Below are 18,529 nucleotides of genomic sequence, written 5' to 3'. Positions count from 1 at the left end.
TTATTCTATAATACTTTTTACTAAATTATATATTGGTTTTTGGGTGTTTTGCAGAAGTGTCATTAGACTCTATGAGCTGATAGAGTTAAACTCTTTACAATAATGTTTTATGTTGATACGGTTCTTAAGTTATTGTCGTATTATACACTCTGTTTATACTATAGCGATTTTGGGGTAGAGGCGTTAGAGGTTGTTTTTCTGCTTTGTGTTTTATCGATCAACTTTGATGAATCGTGTAGAGAAAGTGGCATTGTTGCCGTGGAAAGAGATTGTGCTTTTGTTTATGTTATCAATGGAAAAAGCAGCGGAAGATTGTGGCAAAGTGTGTGTAAAGGAAAGATTCTTCATGGGGTGAATTTTTGCATGTGAAGCGTGGAGAATAGAATTTTATTGATTAAAAAAATAATAGAAATTTAATTTCATGAGGCAAAATAATAACTCTTTTAATCATGATTATTTATCTATATAAGCAAAAATATCATTATAATTGTTATTTTTAATAAAATACTATTCAATTTATAACTTTAAAAGTGTGATTTTCTTTATGAATCGTAAATATACTTTACCATTTATTATACTTATTGTGTGTTTGTCGACAGGGGGATTAATCTCTACTGATATTTTTTTACCAGCGCTGGGGGATATGCGTCAGTATTATCAAGTGACTCAATCTCAAATTCAGAGTGCAGTGGCCGTTTTTTTGTTTGCATTGGCGCTTGGACAGCTTATTTATGGACCGCTCAGTGATAATTTTGGGCGTAAAAAAACACTTCTATTAGGCTTATTCTTGTGGTTATTCACGACAATTGGTGTGATTTATACGGTTCATATTCATGCTTTTCTTGTATTACGTTTTTTGCAAGGTCTTGGAGCTTGTGCGGGACTTGTCTTAAGTCGCGCGATTATCAATGATTTGTTGGATAAAAAAGCAGCAGGAAGACTTTATTTGATCGTTTTCCCTTTTATTGGAATGTCGCCAGCACTTGCACCTTTCATTGGTGGACTGTTGATACAAGCTTTTCATTGGCAGGCGACTTTTATCTTTTTAAGCTTTTTTATATTTTTGACCATTTTGCTGTGTTGTTTTGTGCTCACCGAAACTCTCCCTCTTCAAAAACGACAACCTTTTTCTCCGGTAGGATTTATGAAGGGATATTTAGACGTTCTCAGAAATAAACAATTTATTTTTTATGCACTTATTCCGTGTTTTTCTTACGCGGCCTATTTTGCTTATATTGTGGAGTCGCCTTTTTTACTCACGACTTTGGGTTTATCGCCGATCCATATTAGTTACAGCTATATTGGTGTCTCATTTCCTTATATTTTGGGAAATTTTTTGGCGCGGTGGTTTTTCGAACGCGAGTCTATGGAAAAGACTGTGGGGAGAGGGTACATTATTTTTGTTATAGGAGGTGCGCTTTTTGCTTTGCAAATGTATCTAAGCCCATGGCCCCTTGTGACAAGTTTTATGGCGATTGCTGTTCTTACTTTTGGCAATGGTTTTTTATTGCCGTTAGGCACAGCGTTGGCTATTTCATCACATCCCAAAGCGGCGGGAGCGGCTTCTGGGGTTATGGGCTCTTTGCAATTAGGGAGCGCTGCACTCAGTGCGGCGGTTATCGGAGAAATCTCTGGTCATAGCCCACGGGCTATGGCAACTTTGTTAGCCGTGTGTTGCATGATTGGTTTTATCATTTATATTCAAAAAGCGCGCCATTTTATGACCTCAGAAATAAGCTAAGTGAAATGATCAAAGACATTATGCAGAAATATTTTTGATGTTTTACATAAGTGGGGTTTCTGTTATTGAATGATTTTTTTATTCAGTTCTTTGATTGAGAAGGTTTAAAATTGATCATAAGCTTCGTTTGAATTTAACAAATTGGTTGTTATGGGGGGATTTTGTGGGCGTAGAATTTTGTTATACCTGTATTTTCATGACATTTGGGGGAAAGAGCTTGGGCTCTGATGCGTGTGTTGAAGCAAGAGGAGCGACCGATCAATGAGCTGTCCTGTGGTTATTCTTTCTCCTGTGATGCCCATTTGGGATGAGGGGGCTTTTTGCGCTCCATTGACAAAGCTCTGCGCGACAAAAGGATTCCAAGTAACGCTGCTGGATACGCTCTCGCTTTTTCCTAAGAGTTCTCATTTTCTCAATTATTCTGCTATCGAAACGTTATCTTTTATGATAGAAAAACTCGAAAAGTATTTTAAAGAGCCTGCGGTGCTTGTGGGATTTTCTATGGCTGGAATGTTGGTACAAATATTGGCACCACGGCTTCCTAATGTGCGGGCTGTACTTGCTGTCAATGCACCTGGCTATCCAGATAAGCTTTTGCAGCAGCGTCTTGGAGATATTTTGATTCATTTAGAAAATAATGATTTGGCAGGAGCTTTGGAAACACTCAATGTTTTTATGCATTCTCGTGGCGTAATAAAAAAAAGAGTTGCCTTGGAAATTCCGCAAGATCAAAAAAGCATGGCACTTGAACGGATGACAAGAGGATTTAAACTCTTATTGGCATTGGATGCTAGAGATGAGATTGTTAAGTATAAAGGAAAATTTTTAGCGTTGGTGGGTGAAAAATCGCAACTTGCAACGGTTGATAATCAAACAAAAAGCCAATGTGTTAATCATGAATATCGAATAATTTCTGGGGCTGGTACGCGTTTGTGGGATGATAATCCTGTTATGACGAATGCAATCGTTAGCGAATGGATGGAGAGATTATGAAAAAGAAAGTTCTTGGGCTAGCCGGTGATAGGCTGAGATCAGAAATCCGTGAGGGGTGTTGAAGGTCTTAGAGTCATGATTGTTGCCCATTGAATTCACTTATGGTGATATGGGGTGGGAATGTTGAAAAAGGGAAGGGGATTGTCTTCCTCAAGCAACTTGGTAAAAAGTTTTGGTAAAAAATTACAGAATGCGATGCTCTGTTGCTTGCTGCTGTTGCCGGTCTAGGAGATGCAGCAAAAGAATTTGTCCTTCATTTAAGGAGGAGCGTTAATTTCTGTATCTTTCTCCCATTCTTCTTTAGTGCCAAAAGTTAGGTCTGTTTGCTGATAGATGTTCCGTAAAATACATCATTGGTTCTCAGCAGTTTTTTCATTTTTATGTTATCAGAAAAAATATTGAAGGTCTTTAGGCTGGATTGGATTTTCGGAGTATTACTTTTCTAACGTCCAATTCTGCAATGGATTTTGCTCTTGAGATTAAGGGGATAAGATACATGCATCATACAATGTTGTTTTTAGCTCTTATAAGAAGTATTTTTACTCGTTTCTTCAGTGTCTTTTATTTAACCGTTAATTTCTGCTTTTGATGTGAAAATAGAAGGCTTTAATGAATTCAATAGCAGAGGATTTATCCGGTTCTTCCATCCAAGATGCAAAAAAAGCTTAATGTGGTTATTATAAACTAATCTGTTATCTTGCCTTAGGAGCATATGGAGAAAATCTAGAGACTTTGTGTGCCTCAAAAGCGTTGTTAATAATCGATATTCTTTGTAAATCAGAAAGAGATGTTGTGAAAAGATAAGATACAGTGTCATTAGACAGAAAAGCTTTGCAAGTTTTATTGACAAATAGGTCCGTGAAGCGTTGATGGTGAATATGTACGGTTCAGTTGGCGGTCAATAAATTGCTGTAAAGATCTCATAAAGTGTTTCCTTTATGCTTTTGTGTAGATTACACGATGGTTAGGTGTTTGCTTCAGGGGATATTCCCCAATTTGATAACAGGAACAGCTCTTTTTTATGTAAGACGGTGAAGTTGTAAGAAGTGATCATTTTATGCTTTTATTTTCTTTTTAATTGATCATTATGTGGGAATTTTTGTGGAAAGCATTTGATGTGGTGTGTGTGGATGAACAAATTTTTGACGTAATTCGCCTAGATAGGAAGCCCATTGCAATTTTTTCAACAGCTCGTGTTCTCTCTGTTGTGATACGCGGTAATTTCTAAAGCAAAAAAGAAAGGGCTTTTATGTATCGGATTGATTACAACAGTTATCGTTCTGTCAAGAGTTTTAATCGTCGCGTTCGTTTTCTTGTCATGCATTATACGTCTATTGATTTTAAAGCCTCGATCATGGCACTTACAGGGGAAAAGGTTAGTGCACACTATCTCGTTCCTGATCCTTCAGAGCAGACATATCGTGAAGCTGGATTTAAGGATATGCGTATTTTTAATTTGGTTGATGAGAATGAGCGTGCATGGCATGCAGGTGTTAGCGCATGGGCTGGGTATAGTCATCTCAATGATTCATCTATTGGGATTGAAATCGTTAATTTAGCAATGAGTCATTCTGAGTTTTCAGAAGAGACCGTTGATTTAATGAATCATCATAACGAGGAGTTTAGCTTTCCTCCTTATAATCCAATACAAATTGATGCTGTTAAAGAGCTTGCATTGAATATTCTTCAACGGTATCCTGATATTACGCCAACGGATGTTGTGGGGCATAGTGATATTGCCATTGGGAGAAAAAGTGATCCAGGAGCAGCTTTTCCGTGGAAAGAGCTTTATAGGGCAGGGATAGGGGCGTGGTATGATGATGAGCCCAAAAGTCGCTATCAGGAACAATTTTCTAAGAGTTTTCCGTCCAAGGAGGAGGTTTTGGCAAAGCTGAAATGTTATGGGTATGATATTTCAGCGGCATCTACTGAAATAGGATATAAAAATTTGATCCGAGCTTTTCAACTTCATTTTCGTCAAGAAAAGTATGACGGGATTCTCGATGTTGAAACAGCGGCTATTCTTTATGCATTGGTTGATAAATATTTTTCGTGAATTCAATTCGTTTGAATTAAAAGATATTTTATGATGACGGGTGAGCGCTTTTTGTTTTTTAAAAGCGCTTATTTTTTGCTGATTGGTTTCATATAACAAAGAGCATTTATCGTTTTAAAAATCGTATGGATGGTATAAGGCATTTTATGGAAAGATAACTCTATAGCAAACTTTATGGCTTGCAGAGATGAAGTTTTGCTGTTTCTTTTTCTTATATTCTGTTTCGTTTAAAAGTATCCAAAGTTAAGATGTTGTGTATAATGGGATCATGCAAGATAGAGTACCTCGAACAAAATGAACTTCTATTGCATGTTCACCTGTTTGTTTTAAAAAATATTTTTCGGGGTATGTCACACACATGTTTTGCAACGATCTTCGTAAAGAGTGTAAAATCCTCTGTGAAGTGTATCGTCTATTGTGCATCATCATCCCTACATTTCATAAAAGCCTTATACACTTTGCTCGCTTTCAGTATTGCACGACAGTCTTTGACATTTTAACGATTCATAGGCATTTGTCGTTCTTTTTTATTCAGCTTTTATTTATAGGCCAGACCTCCTTGTGATGTGCAAGGGAATGATTTTGCTTGATTCAACATGGAGAGATTTGAAATGAGACCTTACGGTATTCAGGTTTCTCATTCAAGTTGAATAAAGATAAATTATCATTATAAATCAATGTACTATTTTGCTTCAATATTTTATTCTATTATGCTGTAAAACACCATCATTAAAGGTGTGATACAGAGACATAAAAAATACAAAACTTTTAAGTATTTTAAAAATTAGAGAGTGGAAAATATTTAGGGTGGGGCTTATCTGTAGAGCCTTGTGTAAGTGAACCATAAGGAATCCACCCAGGTGAATTCTCCAGAGCAATTGAATTATTTACACACTGATGTTGGTAGAAAACTTCGTTCTTTAAGGGGGAATGAGTTCCCTTGTTCAGTGCGGTTACACTGAATATTCAGGATGGGACTTACTTGAGAAGATCATGTCTTAAATTATAAAGGTTAGATGTAAAGTATCAAGGAAGATCAATTTGGGGATAAAGCAATGGAGCACGCTTTAAGAGCAAGAAAGAGATTGTTTGAATTGATGAGTAACATCCTATGAAGTCTTTTTTATCAAGCTCATAAGGTTAACTTTCTAAGAATATTTTTGTGAAATTAAGTCACCTTTTGTTAGAAGGATTAATAAAATAAGTATCCGGAAAGATTGCTCATGATATTTGATTGCAAAAAATAAAAACTGGCAACATGAGTTGCCAGTTTTTGAAAGCTCTAGCTTAATAGAATTAGAATGAACGCTGTAAACGGATCATACCTTGGAAAGCACTTTTTCCATGAAAGAAATGTTTTTCATTCTCATGTGCATCCTTTATAACGCGATCATCGTTCCAAGAAACGTAGGTCAATTCAGGTGTAATCACAAGACCTGGAACCAGCGTGTATGCAATATTGACAGACGTTGCAAAGGTTTTTACAGCACTATAGGAAATTTGAGCATTCAAATCTGCTTGTGGCGTGAGTTTGTAAGTGGCACCTGCCCAAGCAGCCCATTTACCACCCCAGTTTGCATAGATCGTTGTGCTGTATCGTGATAACTCACCATTTGCATTTTCTGTGTAGTAATCAACACCATTTTTATAGCCAGCCATCACCCATAGGTTGAAACGGTCGTTAACATTGAAATCTGCACGAACTTTCCCAGCCCACTTTTTGTAGTAAGCATCATATGCGGCAACAGCTGAAAAACCACCCCATTGTTGCATAAACTTTATACCCAAAACCACATTGGGGGTGTAATTTTTAATTCCTTTACTTGGAAGCGTATCGTTTGTGACAGGAACAAGTTTCCCATTTTTCTCAATATAGTTGTTTCCTATTTCTCTTGTTTCTTTTACGTCAGGAAAAGAGTCTGCATTATTGCCTACTTCAACTCCGATAATAGCAGAAAATCCGGAATCACCGTTAAAGGTGTAGGAAATAAAATTGGTGCGTGTTGTACCGGCAGGCGCTACGCTGTCATCATTGAGAACATTCCCATACCCACCAGTCCAGCTGTTGAAAATGGTATCGTCAAGACCTACACGAAAACCACCCAGTTCAATATAAGCAGCTGAAAGTTTTGCACCAGAGCCATCTTTACCATCACCCCAGCTTGAGAAAATTCTCGCATATGAACGAAGGGTTCCCATTTCTGTTTCAGAAGCGGCTTGAAAAACAAGAGTAAGCCGTGATGATGAGCCATAGGTTTTTCTTTTGTTGTTCAGTTCAGCTTCGTTGGTTGCATCGATATTACCACCGCCAACAAAATCAGCACGAACACTTCCTGACAAACGCATACAGGTCTCCGTTCCAGGGATATAGAAATATCCTTTTCCGTAGGCATCACAAACGCGAACATATTCTACGGGTTCAGGTTCGGCAACAACTGTTGAAGCAGCATGCGCTCCAGAAATTGCTAAAAAAGCTGCTGTAGAGCTTAAAAAGAGGGATTTAATATTCATATGGGATCTCCGAAGGTCCGTTTAATTTTCTTCTAAAGAATATCATTTGCCTAATGCATTAAAGATAAAGGCATAAGTAAAATACGCGGTACTTATTATCCTAGCTATACTAATCTTTCTAGAGTTTCAAATATGAAATGAACTTTTTGTAATGTATCTATGTACTATTCGAGAAGATGTGGTAAAAAAGACACAATTTTTGTTTCGTTAACTTTGGGCCCCATGGAGTGAATAAAGAAAAAAAAATTTCAGATATTTGGGAAAAAAATCGAAAATGTCTTGAACTTTCTATTGATACCATTTATGCAACTCCTTGGAGAGGTGGCCGAGTGGTCGAAGGCGCTCCCCTGCTAAGGGAGTAGGGCTCAAAAGGCTCTCGAGAGTTCGAATCTCTTCCTCTCCGCCATTCTTCTATAAAATCAGTGCATTATAGTTTAAGTGTAGGAATTTTAAGCACGTGTGGCAATACCCCTTGACACTGAGCGTTTATTAAGAATTCTCTTTCCTTTTAACATCGTTTTTACCCATACGCCAGTCTCGCTTTTGACGTGCAAGCAAATGATTTTGATTGATTCAAGATAAATCAGATTTGAAAAAATCTTACGATATTCGAGTTCGGTCTATGATTATTATAAATTATTGTTTTATCAATATGGTGTCTGTTGAAAGCTCGATATGGCAAGGGTCTAAAAAAGTCTCGATCTCTTTTAGAAGGAAATCTTTAGAAAAAACTTTGTTGGGGTTGGTTTTTCTCTTATTAAGACTTTTGAGAGTGTTTTATCCATCTCATGATGACCAAACCACACAGGAAAAAGGTAAGGGTCGGTAAGATGAGGTAATAAGAGGGAGAAATTTTTGCAGGAAGAAAAGAAATAATACTTAATACGGTAATTGAAAATAGTCTGCCGCTAAAAGATACAGCACCGATAACACCAGAAATATGCTGCGTTTGTGTTTGATTCAGTTCTGAGAAAAATAAGCTTTTTGCTCCTATCGGGACAGTGCAAATAAATCCATGAATTAAAGAGAACGCAATGACGGATGCAGCTGTTTGATTGTTATGAACGAAAAGATAGAGTGCAATGCACATCAGAGAAGAAAAGAAGGAAAAATATTTAATAGAATCCTTATATTTTTTATCAAGAATATGGTACTTAGACATGAGTAAATTTGAAAAATACTGTGCTGAAAAGGCTCCAATATGACAGCACATGAGGAGCAACATTTGCGAACCATTGAGGTGATCAATTTTTCCCCCCTTGCCAAGGATAATTGGTTGCCAGAAATGATAAATAATCTGAATTCCAGCGCTAAAAAGACACATGAGGAAAATAAACCATGCGCCTCCCAAGGTGTTTTGAAAGATCCACAGTGTTTCCTTGGCATTGTGCAAGATTGTTTTTGTTGTGTGTGTTTCAATCACTGATTTCTTTTCTTCAGTAACAATAAGGAAGACCAAAAAAATAGCCCCCATCATGAGGCATGAGATAATATATCCCATAAAATATTGTCCAGAATAATAGATCGTTCCAATGCCTACGATCCCACTGAAAATACTTCCGAAAGAGTTCACTTGGTGATAAAGATGCGCATAATGTGAAAAGTGATCGTGTTTATCACCAAGAGAATGGTCAATCCATCCGTCAATGGCGCTGACAAATAATACAAATGCCTGCTGCATAGAGAATTTGCGCAATAATGAGCGCTGTCATATTAGGGTCTTGAAGGCATAGAAGATAAAATACTCCCGTCATAAAGACACCAGCTATTACGGAATATTTACGTCGATATCTATCCGCTAAAACAGCACAAGGAAAATCAAGCAGGAGAATAGTTGTGAAAAAGACAACTTGAAGCAGCGCCAATTGCGCGGGACTAACTCCCATAGACATTAAAAAAATCGCATGGTAGACACCAATGAGCATACGTACGGCATTATAAGAGCCATAGGTAAGAGCAAGGGTGCGTGGTCTGTTCATTGTGTTGTTCCATAGATGATTGTACAGCGAGAACTCTCATTGAAGAGAATGTTTTTCTGTGAAGCGTTAGCGGTTTCATATCGCCGTTCAGGGAGCCGTGGAAAGCTGTTGTCGATAACCATCCCAAAATTTAAAAGGCGCTTTGGTCCATATGGGACCTCAAAGCTTATTAATGAGAGGAAATGATAAAACGTTGAAGTGATTATGAGGCGCAACATAAGCCTCATGAATGAAATCGTCATCTTTTGAGGGAAATTGTTTGTGGGTTTGTTGCTGCCATAGCAACTATTTTGTTTAGATCTATAAAATAAACCCAAGATAGCAAGATGATTGACACAATCAAAGTTTATAAAGGGGTGTTTATTTTTTACACACCATTCATTGATCCATTCTTTTTGCGGAACAAGAGAAATAGCAAAAATAGTCCATAAATCGATTTTAGGTAATTTTTTGATGTCTTTTTTTACGCTCATCAACATTTGTATGTCCCCCATTTCTCTCTAACTGTTTCTCCGTAGGTAATTTACTTCTAAAAACAGTTGTGTTTAGAACCCATCTTTCTTTATTTTATTAAAAAATTGTCTGGCAAGGTCGGTTACTTCGATTACATCATTACGATTAAGAATTAAATTTCTTATCCACAAGGAGGTATTGCATGATACATCGTAACTCAATACATAAATCTCACCATATCCGTCAAATGACGATCCTCTTTTGCAAAACGGTATCCTAAATAGAAGATCGATAACCGTTACTTTTATCATAAAAATGACAACCTAAAAGAGCGCTTATTGAAGATATTCTTTAGAGATTACAGACAGAAAAAATGAAGAAGTCAAACGTGAGATGAAAGCTTTCATCTCATGACAAATAATGGTGAATTTTAAACTTCACCTACCGTTTTTTGATTCACTGCGCTGTAAGAGCAATCAAATTCCCTCAATTCATGCCTCTCATTTATCATTGATCATAAACATTTTTTAGCACGCTCCAAAACGACATTTCTTTTGCGAGCAATAATATATCTTGTCTTTCAAATTATAACTTTGCTCATTGCATCCCTCATTTTATGAGGGGAAGTATAATTATTAATTAAAATATTACTTTTGAGTGATTTATAATATTATATAAACTCTTTATTAATTCACGTATAAAGTGATTAAATTTCTCCCATGGAGATATAGAGCTAAATAGAAAAGTTATGACTAATCTGTTGAATAAATTAATTTTTATATCTCTATTTTATTTGTATAATGTTTCATTGGTGTATAATTCATCTATTTTTATCATAGATTATTTTAACGGGATTGAATAAATTTCATTCCGAATTTTTTGATGAGAATTTAGGTGTTTATTTCAAGGTGTTTTGTACGAGAAAATGGAAAAATGTTTACAAAAAAAATTCTGTTGAGAGAGGGCTTATTGCTGATCATATTTTTGCTGGCATATCTTGTGTCCGCCTCGCATAGCTATACGGGCGTGGATAAATTATTTTGTTCCCAAGTCGTTAAGGAGCGGGATGATGCTGTCCAGAGGCTGGATTCTGTTGAGTTTGAAAAAGAAAATGCGCAACGGGGATGGTATGATACAATGAAGGTATTAGGGATAGCGGTAGAGGATTTGAAGAGAAGTGCTCTTGAACAGCAGGAACTTTATTTGGCATTGCTGAAAACTATGCCAAACAACAAACAACTTACTTATAAATATGAGATAACGCAAAAACGAAACACTGCAATTTTGGAGCGGATTGAGAAGTTTTTTACGCTATTTGAACATGTTGAGAAAAGAACAGAAGCCTTTCGAGGGTTAAACAAAGTCGATCAATTTAAGAATCAGTCTCAGTCATTACATACTTTAGAAGTTATTTCTAAACATCATGGGCATGTTGATGGACTTAATAAAGAGATTGAAAGGCTTAATCACGAAGTTGATCGTTTAAACAACAAACTTAAAAGTCTGAAGAAAATATCGCGATAAAGAAACAGAAAGTTGTTCATCGATGCAATGGGGAAGAGTGCATGAGATGATTAACAACAATTTTATTGAAAAAGGAATAATCGGTGGGATTTGCAATAGTACTCATCATATCCGTTACGGTTATTATAGGGACTCTTTGTTTTTTGTGTAACAGAAACTGTGAAAGAGCAGAAAAAGATAGATGGAAAAGATATGGAGAAACACGAGAAATACGCTCCGAAAATGAAGAATAAAATGAGACCAGTATGAAAAGATAAGAAACACAACCATTGTATAAGACGCTTTAAAATTCAGATCATAAAATTTCGGGAGTCTCTTTAGTTTGGCAAAGAATCTAAAGTCTTAACGTGGAGCTATGGTATTTTCATCGAAGGATTATAAAATAATCTTTAGCGTGTTTATGATAAATATGGCTTTAGGCTTTGTTATCCAGATGTTGGGTGAAGTCAATAGAGAGTTCGATATTCTTACTCTTATATGCGTTTTTATCGCATTCATTTCGTTATGTTTTTCGATAGCTTCTCCGATTATTTTAATTTTACACATACGATTGACAAAGAAATAAAAAAACACTTCAGCAATTAGAAGATACTCTTGAGCAGCGAGTAAAGCTCTTATAGCACAAAAAAGGAGAGAAAAATGAACGGCTCTTATGATTTTGTTTTTTATCGCTATTATAATTATTGGTTGTGTTTTAAACATAGCGATTATTACACTTTATTATTTTTTTCTTAAGCGTTCAAAATTGTATAAAAAGGTCATTGCAGAATTAGAAAAAATGATTAAAGAACGAGATGCAGCAATCGAGGGATTATTCAAGAAAGAATAATAAAAACGGCACAAGGATTCGAATTTTTTTAGAGCATTCGTTTTTTAGCATGGTGATGTGTAATACTCGTGGTTGAATAAATTGTCTCATGTTTCAGAGAGAGAAAAAAGTGGGTTCAAAAAATAGAACTCAGATCTGTGATCAAAGTTTTCTCTTATAATGGGTGATTGTGCGCTTTATATTTCTACGTTTTTTCTTGAGGCATGGTAGTGTAGAAAAGCCAATTCTCCTGATATCATTGATAATAAACTATTTTGAGTTCGCTACTAAAAAGTATTCTCTTTACCAGTTAGAATGTGTACGGATATTTTAAAAATGTATTTCCGTTCCATGCTCTTCTACTTTCTTATCAAGTAATTTTTTTTGAAAAGTGATTTCCAAAAAGAGAATTTTTCTTATTTGTTATAGTCTGTATAATCCATTTTATTTGAACTTTTATGGTTCATCATTTTGTGCTGACTTTTCAATTTTATTGGAGTTAAAGTTTAATGAGTTCGGGGGTATTTTTTTGAATTACAAACAACAGAGCGTAAAGTTTTTTCTCATAGATCATGATGTTGGTTGTCAAATATAAGACATGTGCAAATGTAAGGACTATCTCTTTGTTGGGAGAGGGAGATAATGGTAATTAGATTTTATGATTGAGAGACTTCTGTTTTGATTGAACAGGTTTTATAGGGAAGTTACATTTTTCTTTATGATTTTAAAGGGTATAGGTTTTTAAATACTCAAGGATCATTTATTTTGAGGTTGAATGATTCTGATGCGGTTCGAGAGATCTTTAAAGATTTTGACTTTTTAGAAGTGGCGATTTTTTTGGCATTACGGATGACAAAAATACCTTCAAAAAAGTCTTGATTTAAAATAATTGAGGGACGTGTTAAAAAATCCTATACCCTTATGTTTATTTGTATGGCTCTTACATAAAAAAATGTGTATAAAATAAAAAAGTTACTGTTGATATAAAGTTGATGGTGCCCTGGAGAGGCTATCTAGGCTTTATCAACAAGATTCAAAGTATATAAATATGTGTAAGAGCGTATTGATATGTATAGTTTTTTATGTTCCAATAAAAAAATTAAGGATTAAAGAAAAAATCTCAAATCAAAAATTTAAGGTGGTCTAAAAGGTGGACCAAAAAAGGTGGACGAGAAGGTAAATTAAGTGAGGGCGATTCATAGATTATCAGCGGCATTCGTAAAGGCATCTCCTCAGGGCAAATATTGTGATGGGGCGGGGCTATGGTTGAATGTTCGAAAAGACAATACACGCTCTTGGTTTTTTAGCTATACACACCACAATAAGCGCCGTGAAATGGGGCTTGGTCCTGTCACAAGACTTTCTTTAAAAGAAGCATGAGAGCTTGCAAGATATTATAGCGATATTCTTAAAGAAGGTAATGATCCTATTGTCTTTCGAGAACAAACTGTCTTAAAGCAGCAAAGCAATAGCTTTAAAGAAGTTGCGCAGGCGGCTTTTGAAAGTAAAAAAGCAGAGTTAAAAAATGAAGGCAAAAGTGGGCGTTGGTTTTCTCTGCTGGAGTTACATGTTATCCCACACATAGGGAATTTGCCTATAGAACAATTAACAGCAAATATCATTCGCAATGTTCTCTCACCTCTTTGGCATGAAAAAGCAGATACAGCGCGAAAAGCACTTAATCGTATTAACATTTGCTTGAAATATGCTGCGGCTCTTGGTTTGGATGTTGATTTACAAGCCTGTATGAAAGCACGCGCACTTTTAGGAAAAACTCGTGTTACATCAACAAATATTCCAGCTATGCCATGGCAAGAAGTTCCAGCTTTTTATCAGAGCTTGGATGATAAGATCCTTTCTAATTTAGCACTAAAGCTCCTTGTTTTGACTGGAGTACGGTCATATCCATTGCGATATTTACGTCTTGAACAAATAGATAAGGGTATATGGACAATACCGAAAGAAAATATGAAAGGTATTGTAGGGAAAGTTTCAGATTTTCGCGTGCCATTGAGTGATGAAGCTTTGAAAGTGATTAAAAAATCTCTCCCTTTTGAGAAAAAAGGTTTTTTATTTGCTGGGAGTTCTGGAAAGCCTATATCTGATGTAACACTTTCTAAATTCATGAAAGACAAAGATTTTGATTATAGACCCCATGGTTTCAGATCTAGTCTTCGTGACTGGATAGCAGAGACAACGTCAACGCCTTTTGAGATTGCTGAAACTGTTCTTGCGCATTCCGTTGGGAGTTCAGTGACAAAAGCTTATATGCGGACAGATTTTTTAGAACAACGACACGTTCTCATGGAACAGTGGGCTGCATTTATAACTGGAGAGACTTGACAGACTTATAACAATGTGTCTATTGTCAAATTAGGTGCCTAGAAAACACCTTAAAACAACAAGCGGATTGGTTGCCGAAATAACTAATTTTCCGCAAACTAAAAGCTTTGACTCATTGTATGCTGTACGCATATAATATGTTGTCGGGTGTGGTTATGCTATACAATACTCTTTTAGGGGAAGGCATAACGACGGGCTTGTTGCCGTGTTTTCTAGCACCCGGCATTCTTTGTTGGATGTCAATAGAAAACCTAATCAACAAGGATTTCATAATGAACACTCTCATTAAAATTACGGAACAAACGATTGATCAAGAAACTGTTCAGACAGTAAATGCACGCGAATTGCATGCATTTTTAGAAGTTAAATCTAATTTTAGAGATTGGATTAAAAATCGTATTGAGGAATACGGCTTCCTAGAAAATAAGGACTTTATAAGTTTCGCTAAAATTTTAGCGAAACCTAATACCTCTCAAGAAAATCAAGACTTTGTGAGTTTTACTCAAAAAAGAGTAAAACCTAAAGGTGGTCGTCCAAGTACAGAATATCATCTCACTTTAGATATGGCAAAGGAACTCTCTATGGTAGAGCGCAATGAGAAAGGTAGGCAGGCGCGTCGTTATTTTATTGAATGTGAGAAAAAGTTGAAAAGCCAATCTGTTAATTATGAAGATACACGTTTTGATTTGCCAAGTTATTGGGAGGGTATGAATGCCGGTGAAAAAGCTTTGTATCTTTTAGGTCCTATCCATGTTCGTCTCGTTGATGCTTTTAGAGTTGATGAAGAAAACAGAAAATATAAAGCTCTTATTAAAGAAGCAAAGCAGGTTTTAGCAAGATCTGTTGTGAAAGCAGCTTAATTTTAAAAGTATGGTTCATCTCCCCGTTTTAAAAGCGGGGAGGGAATTATTAGATAAATCTCTTGACATGAGTCTTAAATGTAGTACATTGTAGTACAAATAAATAGGAAATTGAGGCAAATGGGTAAAATTCAAGCACGCATCCCTGATGAAGTTCAAGAAGTTGCAAGTGCGGTTATCAAATCTACGGGTTTGACTGTATCAGATGCGGTCCGTATGTTTATGACCCGCATTGCTAGAGATAGAGCATTGCCACTTGATCTCTTTCAACCCAATCCGGAAACATTGCGGGCTATAGAAGATGCTGAGATGGGACGTGTCGAACGTACGTCATTAGATGATTTGCGCGCCATGATTCGTGAGGATAAAGCCGAAGTATGTAAATCTGCAAAGTGATTTTAGTTAGCTATGCGGGAAATTGTTTATACGAAGTCTTTTCGGCGTGATCTTAAACGTGAAAGTAGGGGGAGATATGCTGATACATTAGAGACAGACTTGCTGCTTGTGATCAAATTATTAGCGGAAAACGAACCCTTAAAAGTTCAGTGGAAAGATCACGCACTAACAGGTCAATGGAAGAACTGTCATGATTGCCATATCAAACCAGATTTGGTTTTGATCTATCGAAAGCCTGATGATGAAACATTAGAACTTTTAAGGCTTGGTTCACATTCTGAATTGCGTTTATGACAATTTTTCAAAACCACTGTTTAAAATGTGTAAAAACATTGTTCATCGCCTTCATGAGACGTGCAAAATTAAAAATCTATTGGCTAAAAAATTTTGCACATCTTGAAGTGTATTTAAAGACGGATATTTGGTTTTTGTGTAAAAATACTTACAAATGCATCCATAATACGTGAAAAATCAAGCGCTAATAAGAGTATAATGAGTACAATCCATTTCGTATAACGCGACATCACCTTTACACTTTTGTAGGTCATGATGATTTCTTGAAGGATTTCTTTTTCCGCTTCTGTAAGCTCTATATCGTCTCTTGTTTTTCTTCTAGCCATGTTTCCATCCACACAAACGTTCACCTAGGGTGTTATGTTTTAAGATATCTCTTGCTAAGCTTGAACTGATGACGTTAACATCTCTTTTGTTTAAATAAATGGGTAACCAACCAACACAAGAGACATAGTTATTTGTTACGCAACCAGCGAGAGAGAGCAGTGCGCACATCAGAATCGCTTTTTTGATTAACTTCATTTTCCACCTCCAGACGTGTTTTTGCTGCCTTTAGCATTTTTTCTGTTTGCTTTTGCTGTTCTGCTTTTTTGCCAAGCATGAAAGCTTTGGCTAAAGCCATAAAAAAAGCGGCTAGTGCCGCACCTGTTAACAGCAGATTTTTTTTCATCCATAAGATCATAGTCGGTGCTCCTGAAAGCGTTTGGCAACAAAGAAAAGACCAACACCTGCAGCTAGAACCATGATGGTAGCGAGAGCCCATTGCACTGGACCATTGCCTGCTAATAAGCCACCAAGACCTGAAAAAGAGCCAATGACTGGTGCCAATGCTTCTGCTTTAAAGAGCGCTGTTGAATCCTTTGTTTCTACGGTTTGATAGTTGGAGGAAACATAAGCGCCTTTCGCCCATAATCCTGCTTCTGCGACACGCCGGTGTACGAGACCTTGCAAGCGTTTACCACCCGCTTTGGTCCATTTTTGTAATTCGGCCGGGACTGCTTCATATTCACCTTGATTGAGCTTTTTTAGCAGGGTGGAATTGCAAAAAGCTGTTGTTCCTACATTATAGCAAAAGGAAACCAATGCCGCGAATTGTTCATCTGTTAAGGAAACTGTAACAGTGCGTTCAACGGCATTTTCAAATTGTCTTAAGTCTTTACAAAGAAGTTCTTCGGCTTGTTTTTCAGTAATTGTCATGCCTTTGCGAACAAAAGGTTTTCCGGCACTGTTTGTATGTCCATAACCGATTGTCCACACACCGATGGCGTCTTTATAAGCGTTTAAGCGCAAGCCTTCCCATTGTTTTATGAGAGCAAGCCCTTCTTGTGATATTTTTCGCATAAAGTTCTCCATTAAAAAAAGCCCCACACAAGGTGAGGCTGAGTGAATGTTAAAAATTGTGATGATTGCGTTTTATTTTGTTTCATGTAACTTTTTTCTGTGTTATACGTTACATGAAACAAGAGGAGATTTTATTATGGGTACAATGCACGTTAATGAACGGGTTCAAAAACATCGTAATGCACAAAGAAAAGCAGGTCTGCGTTTAATGCAAATTTGGGTTCCAGATACACGCAGACCAGGCTTTGCAGAAGAGTGTCGCCGTCAATCCCGTTTAGTGGCAAAAAGGGATAAATCTGATACATCTATACAGTTATTTATGGATCAATCTTTAACGGATGTTGATGGCTGGACAGAATAATGCGCGGTTCTCTCGTAACAATAGCTATGCAAGGTGATTTTGGTAAACCAAGACCTGCATTGATCATTCAAGCGAATGAATTTAGTGAACATACAAGCATGACGGTTTTACCGATTACAAGTACACTTATTGATGCACCATTACTCCGTATTACTCTTCAGCCAAACGCTAAAAATGGTTTACAAAAGCCTTCGCAAGTTATGATTGATAAGATCATGACTGTAAGATGTGAAAAAATGAGTTCCATTTTTGGCTCTCTTCAAGCAAAGGAAATGCAGGAGATTGAACGTTGTTTAGCTGTATTTTTAGGAATAGTAAAATGAATCTACACAACAGAGGGATATCGAAAAAGCTTTTCAATTAGTAAAGGAAATGAAACATGGAAATTACTAAATTTCACACAAGTGAATATTTCAAGACACCTGAGACACAAAGAATTCTTTTAGAAGATGCTCTTGAAAGCAAAGATAGTAAGTATCTTGCCCATGCTCTTGGCATCATAGCGAAAAACCAAGGAATGAGTAAAATCGCTCAAAATACAGGGCTATCAAGAGAGTCTCTTTATCGTTCTTTTAGTGATAAAGGTGATCCACGTCTTTCTACGTTTCTTAGCGTTTTAAGTGCTTTAGATTTACAAATGAGTTTAACGCCTATCAAAAATAATTGTAAGGAACAAACGGCTTTAGAAGAAGTATCTTAACCACCTCCCCATTTTAAAAGATGGGGAAGGGGGTGTTTTACTTTAAGCAACCTTTTTAATGGGGTTCTCAAAATTGGGTTCATAAGCGCGCAATAAAGAATCCATGCTATGCGGTAACTCTGAATCTCCAAAATCTGTAAGAACTGTTAAGATTTTAAGTGTACTTGGC

General features: G+C 36.5%; 16 protein-coding genes, 1 tRNA gene and 2 pseudogenes. 12 read left to right on the top strand and 7 right to left on the bottom strand.

The features are described from left to right. Window positions 1-544 precede the first annotated feature (544 nt). The 3 genes from NNJ73_RS09435 (at window position 545) to NNJ73_RS09425 (ending at window position 4,790) form a co-directional block, all read left to right on the top strand. Window positions 545-1,741 (top strand): multidrug effflux MFS transporter, encoded by a 1,197-nt coding sequence (locus NNJ73_RS09435; protein WP_254493847.1) that lies wholly within the window; start codon window positions 545-547, stop codon window positions 1,739-1,741. A 261-nt stretch (window positions 1,742-2,002) separates the two neighbouring features. Beyond that, window positions 2,003-2,734 carry an alpha/beta fold hydrolase gene (locus NNJ73_RS09430; RefSeq protein ID WP_254493845.1) on the top strand — a complete coding sequence of 244 codons (732 nt, stop codon included), beginning with the start codon at window positions 2,003-2,005 and terminating at the stop codon, window positions 2,732-2,734. A 1,249-nt stretch (window positions 2,735-3,983) separates the two neighbouring features. After that, complete coding sequence (locus NNJ73_RS09425; protein ID WP_254493844.1) at window positions 3,984-4,790, top strand: N-acetylmuramoyl-L-alanine amidase; 807 nt, start codon at window positions 3,984-3,986, stop codon at window positions 4,788-4,790. 1,296 nt (window positions 4,791-6,086) lie between these two features. Here NNJ73_RS09425 and NNJ73_RS09420 read toward each other — a convergent pair. Beyond that, the gene (locus NNJ73_RS09420) at window positions 6,087-7,301 is read right to left on the bottom strand and encodes a porin (RefSeq protein ID WP_254493843.1); all 1,215 of its coding nucleotides are present in this window, start codon (window positions 7,299-7,301) and stop codon (window positions 6,087-6,089) included. A gap of 315 nt (window positions 7,302-7,616) precedes the next feature. Between NNJ73_RS09420 and NNJ73_RS09415 the strand changes: the two genes are divergently transcribed. Then, window positions 7,617-7,707: transfer RNA gene (locus NNJ73_RS09415), tRNA-Ser, on the top strand. Window positions 7,708-8,058: 351 nt separating this feature from the next. On the opposite strand, the pseudogene NNJ73_RS09410 reads toward NNJ73_RS09415, so the two are convergent. Beyond that, window positions 8,059-9,280: pseudogene (locus NNJ73_RS09410) on the bottom strand (MFS transporter). Further along, a complete protein-coding gene (locus tag NNJ73_RS09405) occupies window positions 9,277-9,753 on the bottom strand; it encodes a hypothetical protein (RefSeq protein ID WP_254493842.1) in 477 nt (158 codons plus the stop codon). Before NNJ73_RS09405 ends, NNJ73_RS09410 begins: the two are co-directional and overlap by 4 nt. A gap of 913 nt (window positions 9,754-10,666) precedes the next feature. Here NNJ73_RS09405 and NNJ73_RS09400 point away from each other — a divergent pair. The 5 genes and pseudogenes from NNJ73_RS09400 (at window position 10,667) to NNJ73_RS09380 (ending at window position 15,958) form a co-directional block, all read left to right on the top strand. Beyond that, window positions 10,667-11,257: a hypothetical protein gene (locus tag NNJ73_RS09400; RefSeq protein WP_254493841.1), complete on the top strand. Its 591-nt coding sequence runs from the start codon at window positions 10,667-10,669 to the stop codon at window positions 11,255-11,257. A gap of 1,993 nt (window positions 11,258-13,250) precedes the next feature. Further along, window positions 13,251-14,408 (top strand): annotated as a pseudogene (locus NNJ73_RS09395) (tyrosine-type recombinase/integrase). A gap of 272 nt (window positions 14,409-14,680) precedes the next feature. Then, window positions 14,681-15,268 carry an antA/AntB antirepressor family protein gene (locus NNJ73_RS09390; RefSeq protein WP_254493840.1) on the top strand — a complete coding sequence of 196 codons (588 nt, stop codon included), beginning with the start codon at window positions 14,681-14,683 and terminating at the stop codon, window positions 15,266-15,268. 120 nt (window positions 15,269-15,388) lie between these two features. Next, on the top strand, window positions 15,389-15,664 hold the full coding sequence (locus NNJ73_RS09385; protein ID WP_254493839.1) for a type II toxin-antitoxin system RelB/DinJ family antitoxin: 276 nt from the start codon (window positions 15,389-15,391) through the stop codon (window positions 15,662-15,664). Between the two features lie 12 nt (window positions 15,665-15,676). Beyond that, window positions 15,677-15,958 (top strand): type II toxin-antitoxin system YafQ family toxin, encoded by a 282-nt coding sequence (locus NNJ73_RS09380; RefSeq protein ID WP_254493838.1) that lies wholly within the window; start codon window positions 15,677-15,679, stop codon window positions 15,956-15,958. 113 nt (window positions 15,959-16,071) lie between these two features. Here the strand turns inward: NNJ73_RS09380 and NNJ73_RS09375 are convergent, their stop codons facing one another. The 4 genes from NNJ73_RS09375 to NNJ73_RS09360 are packed head-to-tail and all read right to left on the bottom strand — an operon-like array spanning window position 16,072 to window position 17,299. Next, on the bottom strand, window positions 16,072-16,284 hold the full coding sequence (locus NNJ73_RS09375; RefSeq protein ID WP_208441550.1) for a hypothetical protein: 213 nt from the start codon (window positions 16,282-16,284) through the stop codon (window positions 16,072-16,074). Beyond that, window positions 16,277-16,480 (bottom strand): hypothetical protein, encoded by a 204-nt coding sequence (locus NNJ73_RS09370; RefSeq protein WP_254493837.1) that lies wholly within the window; start codon window positions 16,478-16,480, stop codon window positions 16,277-16,279. Before NNJ73_RS09370 ends, NNJ73_RS09375 begins: the two co-directional genes overlap by 8 nt. Then, complete coding sequence (locus NNJ73_RS09365; RefSeq protein ID WP_254493836.1) at window positions 16,413-16,640, bottom strand: hypothetical protein; 228 nt, start codon at window positions 16,638-16,640, stop codon at window positions 16,413-16,415. Before NNJ73_RS09365 ends, NNJ73_RS09370 begins: the two co-directional genes overlap by 68 nt. Then, entirely contained in the window at window positions 16,637-17,299 is a 663-nt protein-coding gene (locus NNJ73_RS09360) for a lysozyme (protein ID WP_254493835.1), read from the bottom strand. Before NNJ73_RS09360 ends, NNJ73_RS09365 begins: the two co-directional genes overlap by 4 nt. Window positions 17,300-17,435: 136 nt before the next feature. On the opposite strand from NNJ73_RS09360, the gene NNJ73_RS09355 reads away from it, so the two are divergent. From NNJ73_RS09355 to NNJ73_RS09345, 3 genes are read left to right on the top strand one after another with little or no spacing between them, the layout of a single operon-like run. After that, window positions 17,436-17,660 (top strand): antitoxin MazE family protein, encoded by a 225-nt coding sequence (locus tag NNJ73_RS09355; protein ID WP_254493834.1) that lies wholly within the window; start codon window positions 17,436-17,438, stop codon window positions 17,658-17,660. Further along, on the top strand, window positions 17,660-17,983 hold the full coding sequence (locus NNJ73_RS09350; protein ID WP_254493833.1) for a type II toxin-antitoxin system PemK/MazF family toxin: 324 nt from the start codon (window positions 17,660-17,662) through the stop codon (window positions 17,981-17,983). The genes NNJ73_RS09355 and NNJ73_RS09350 overlap by 1 nt, the downstream gene beginning before the upstream one ends. A gap of 56 nt (window positions 17,984-18,039) precedes the next feature. Beyond that, the gene (locus NNJ73_RS09345) at window positions 18,040-18,360 is read left to right on the top strand and encodes an addiction module antidote protein (RefSeq protein ID WP_254493832.1); all 321 of its coding nucleotides are present in this window, start codon (window positions 18,040-18,042) and stop codon (window positions 18,358-18,360) included. Window positions 18,361-18,529 lie beyond the last annotated feature (169 nt).

It is taken from the genome of Bartonella sp. B1099 (assembly GCF_944801835.1).
In the GTDB taxonomy this organism is placed as follows: domain Bacteria; phylum Pseudomonadota; class Alphaproteobacteria; order Rhizobiales; family Rhizobiaceae; genus Bartonella.
The sequence above is the reverse complement of the archived record's forward strand: the minus strand, read 5'-3'. Positions and strand labels throughout refer to the sequence as shown.

Bases quoted from the DNA above. Each gene is read 5' to 3' on its own strand.
- NNJ73_RS09435 (WP_254493847.1), top strand. From the start codon at position 545: ATGAATCGTAAATATACTTTACCATTTATTATACTTATTGTGTGTTTG.
- NNJ73_RS09430 (WP_254493845.1), top strand. From the start codon at position 2,003: ATGAGCTGTCCTGTGGTTATTCTTTCTCCTGTGATGCCCATTTGGGAT.
- NNJ73_RS09425 (WP_254493844.1), top strand. From the start codon at position 3,984: ATGTATCGGATTGATTACAACAGTTATCGTTCTGTCAAGAGTTTTAAT.
- NNJ73_RS09420 (WP_254493843.1), bottom strand. From the start codon at position 7,301: ATGAATATTAAATCCCTCTTTTTAAGCTCTACAGCAGCTTTTTTAGCA.
- NNJ73_RS09405 (WP_254493842.1), bottom strand. From the start codon at position 9,753: ATGAGCGTAAAAAAAGACATCAAAAAATTACCTAAAATCGATTTATGG.
- NNJ73_RS09400 (WP_254493841.1), top strand. From the start codon at position 10,667: ATGTTTACAAAAAAAATTCTGTTGAGAGAGGGCTTATTGCTGATCATA.
- NNJ73_RS09390 (WP_254493840.1), top strand. From the start codon at position 14,681: ATGAACACTCTCATTAAAATTACGGAACAAACGATTGATCAAGAAACT.
- NNJ73_RS09385 (WP_254493839.1), top strand. From the start codon at position 15,389: ATGGGTAAAATTCAAGCACGCATCCCTGATGAAGTTCAAGAAGTTGCA.
- NNJ73_RS09380 (WP_254493838.1), top strand. From the start codon at position 15,677: ATGCGGGAAATTGTTTATACGAAGTCTTTTCGGCGTGATCTTAAACGT.
- NNJ73_RS09375 (WP_208441550.1), bottom strand. From the start codon at position 16,284: ATGGCTAGAAGAAAAACAAGAGACGATATAGAGCTTACAGAAGCGGAA.
- NNJ73_RS09370 (WP_254493837.1), bottom strand. From the start codon at position 16,480: ATGAAGTTAATCAAAAAAGCGATTCTGATGTGCGCACTGCTCTCTCTC.
- NNJ73_RS09365 (WP_254493836.1), bottom strand. From the start codon at position 16,640: ATGATCTTATGGATGAAAAAAAATCTGCTGTTAACAGGTGCGGCACTA.
- NNJ73_RS09360 (WP_254493835.1), bottom strand. From the start codon at position 17,299: ATGCGAAAAATATCACAAGAAGGGCTTGCTCTCATAAAACAATGGGAA.
- NNJ73_RS09355 (WP_254493834.1), top strand. From the start codon at position 17,436: ATGGGTACAATGCACGTTAATGAACGGGTTCAAAAACATCGTAATGCA.
- NNJ73_RS09350 (WP_254493833.1), top strand. From the start codon at position 17,660: ATGCGCGGTTCTCTCGTAACAATAGCTATGCAAGGTGATTTTGGTAAA.
- NNJ73_RS09345 (WP_254493832.1), top strand. From the start codon at position 18,040: ATGGAAATTACTAAATTTCACACAAGTGAATATTTCAAGACACCTGAG.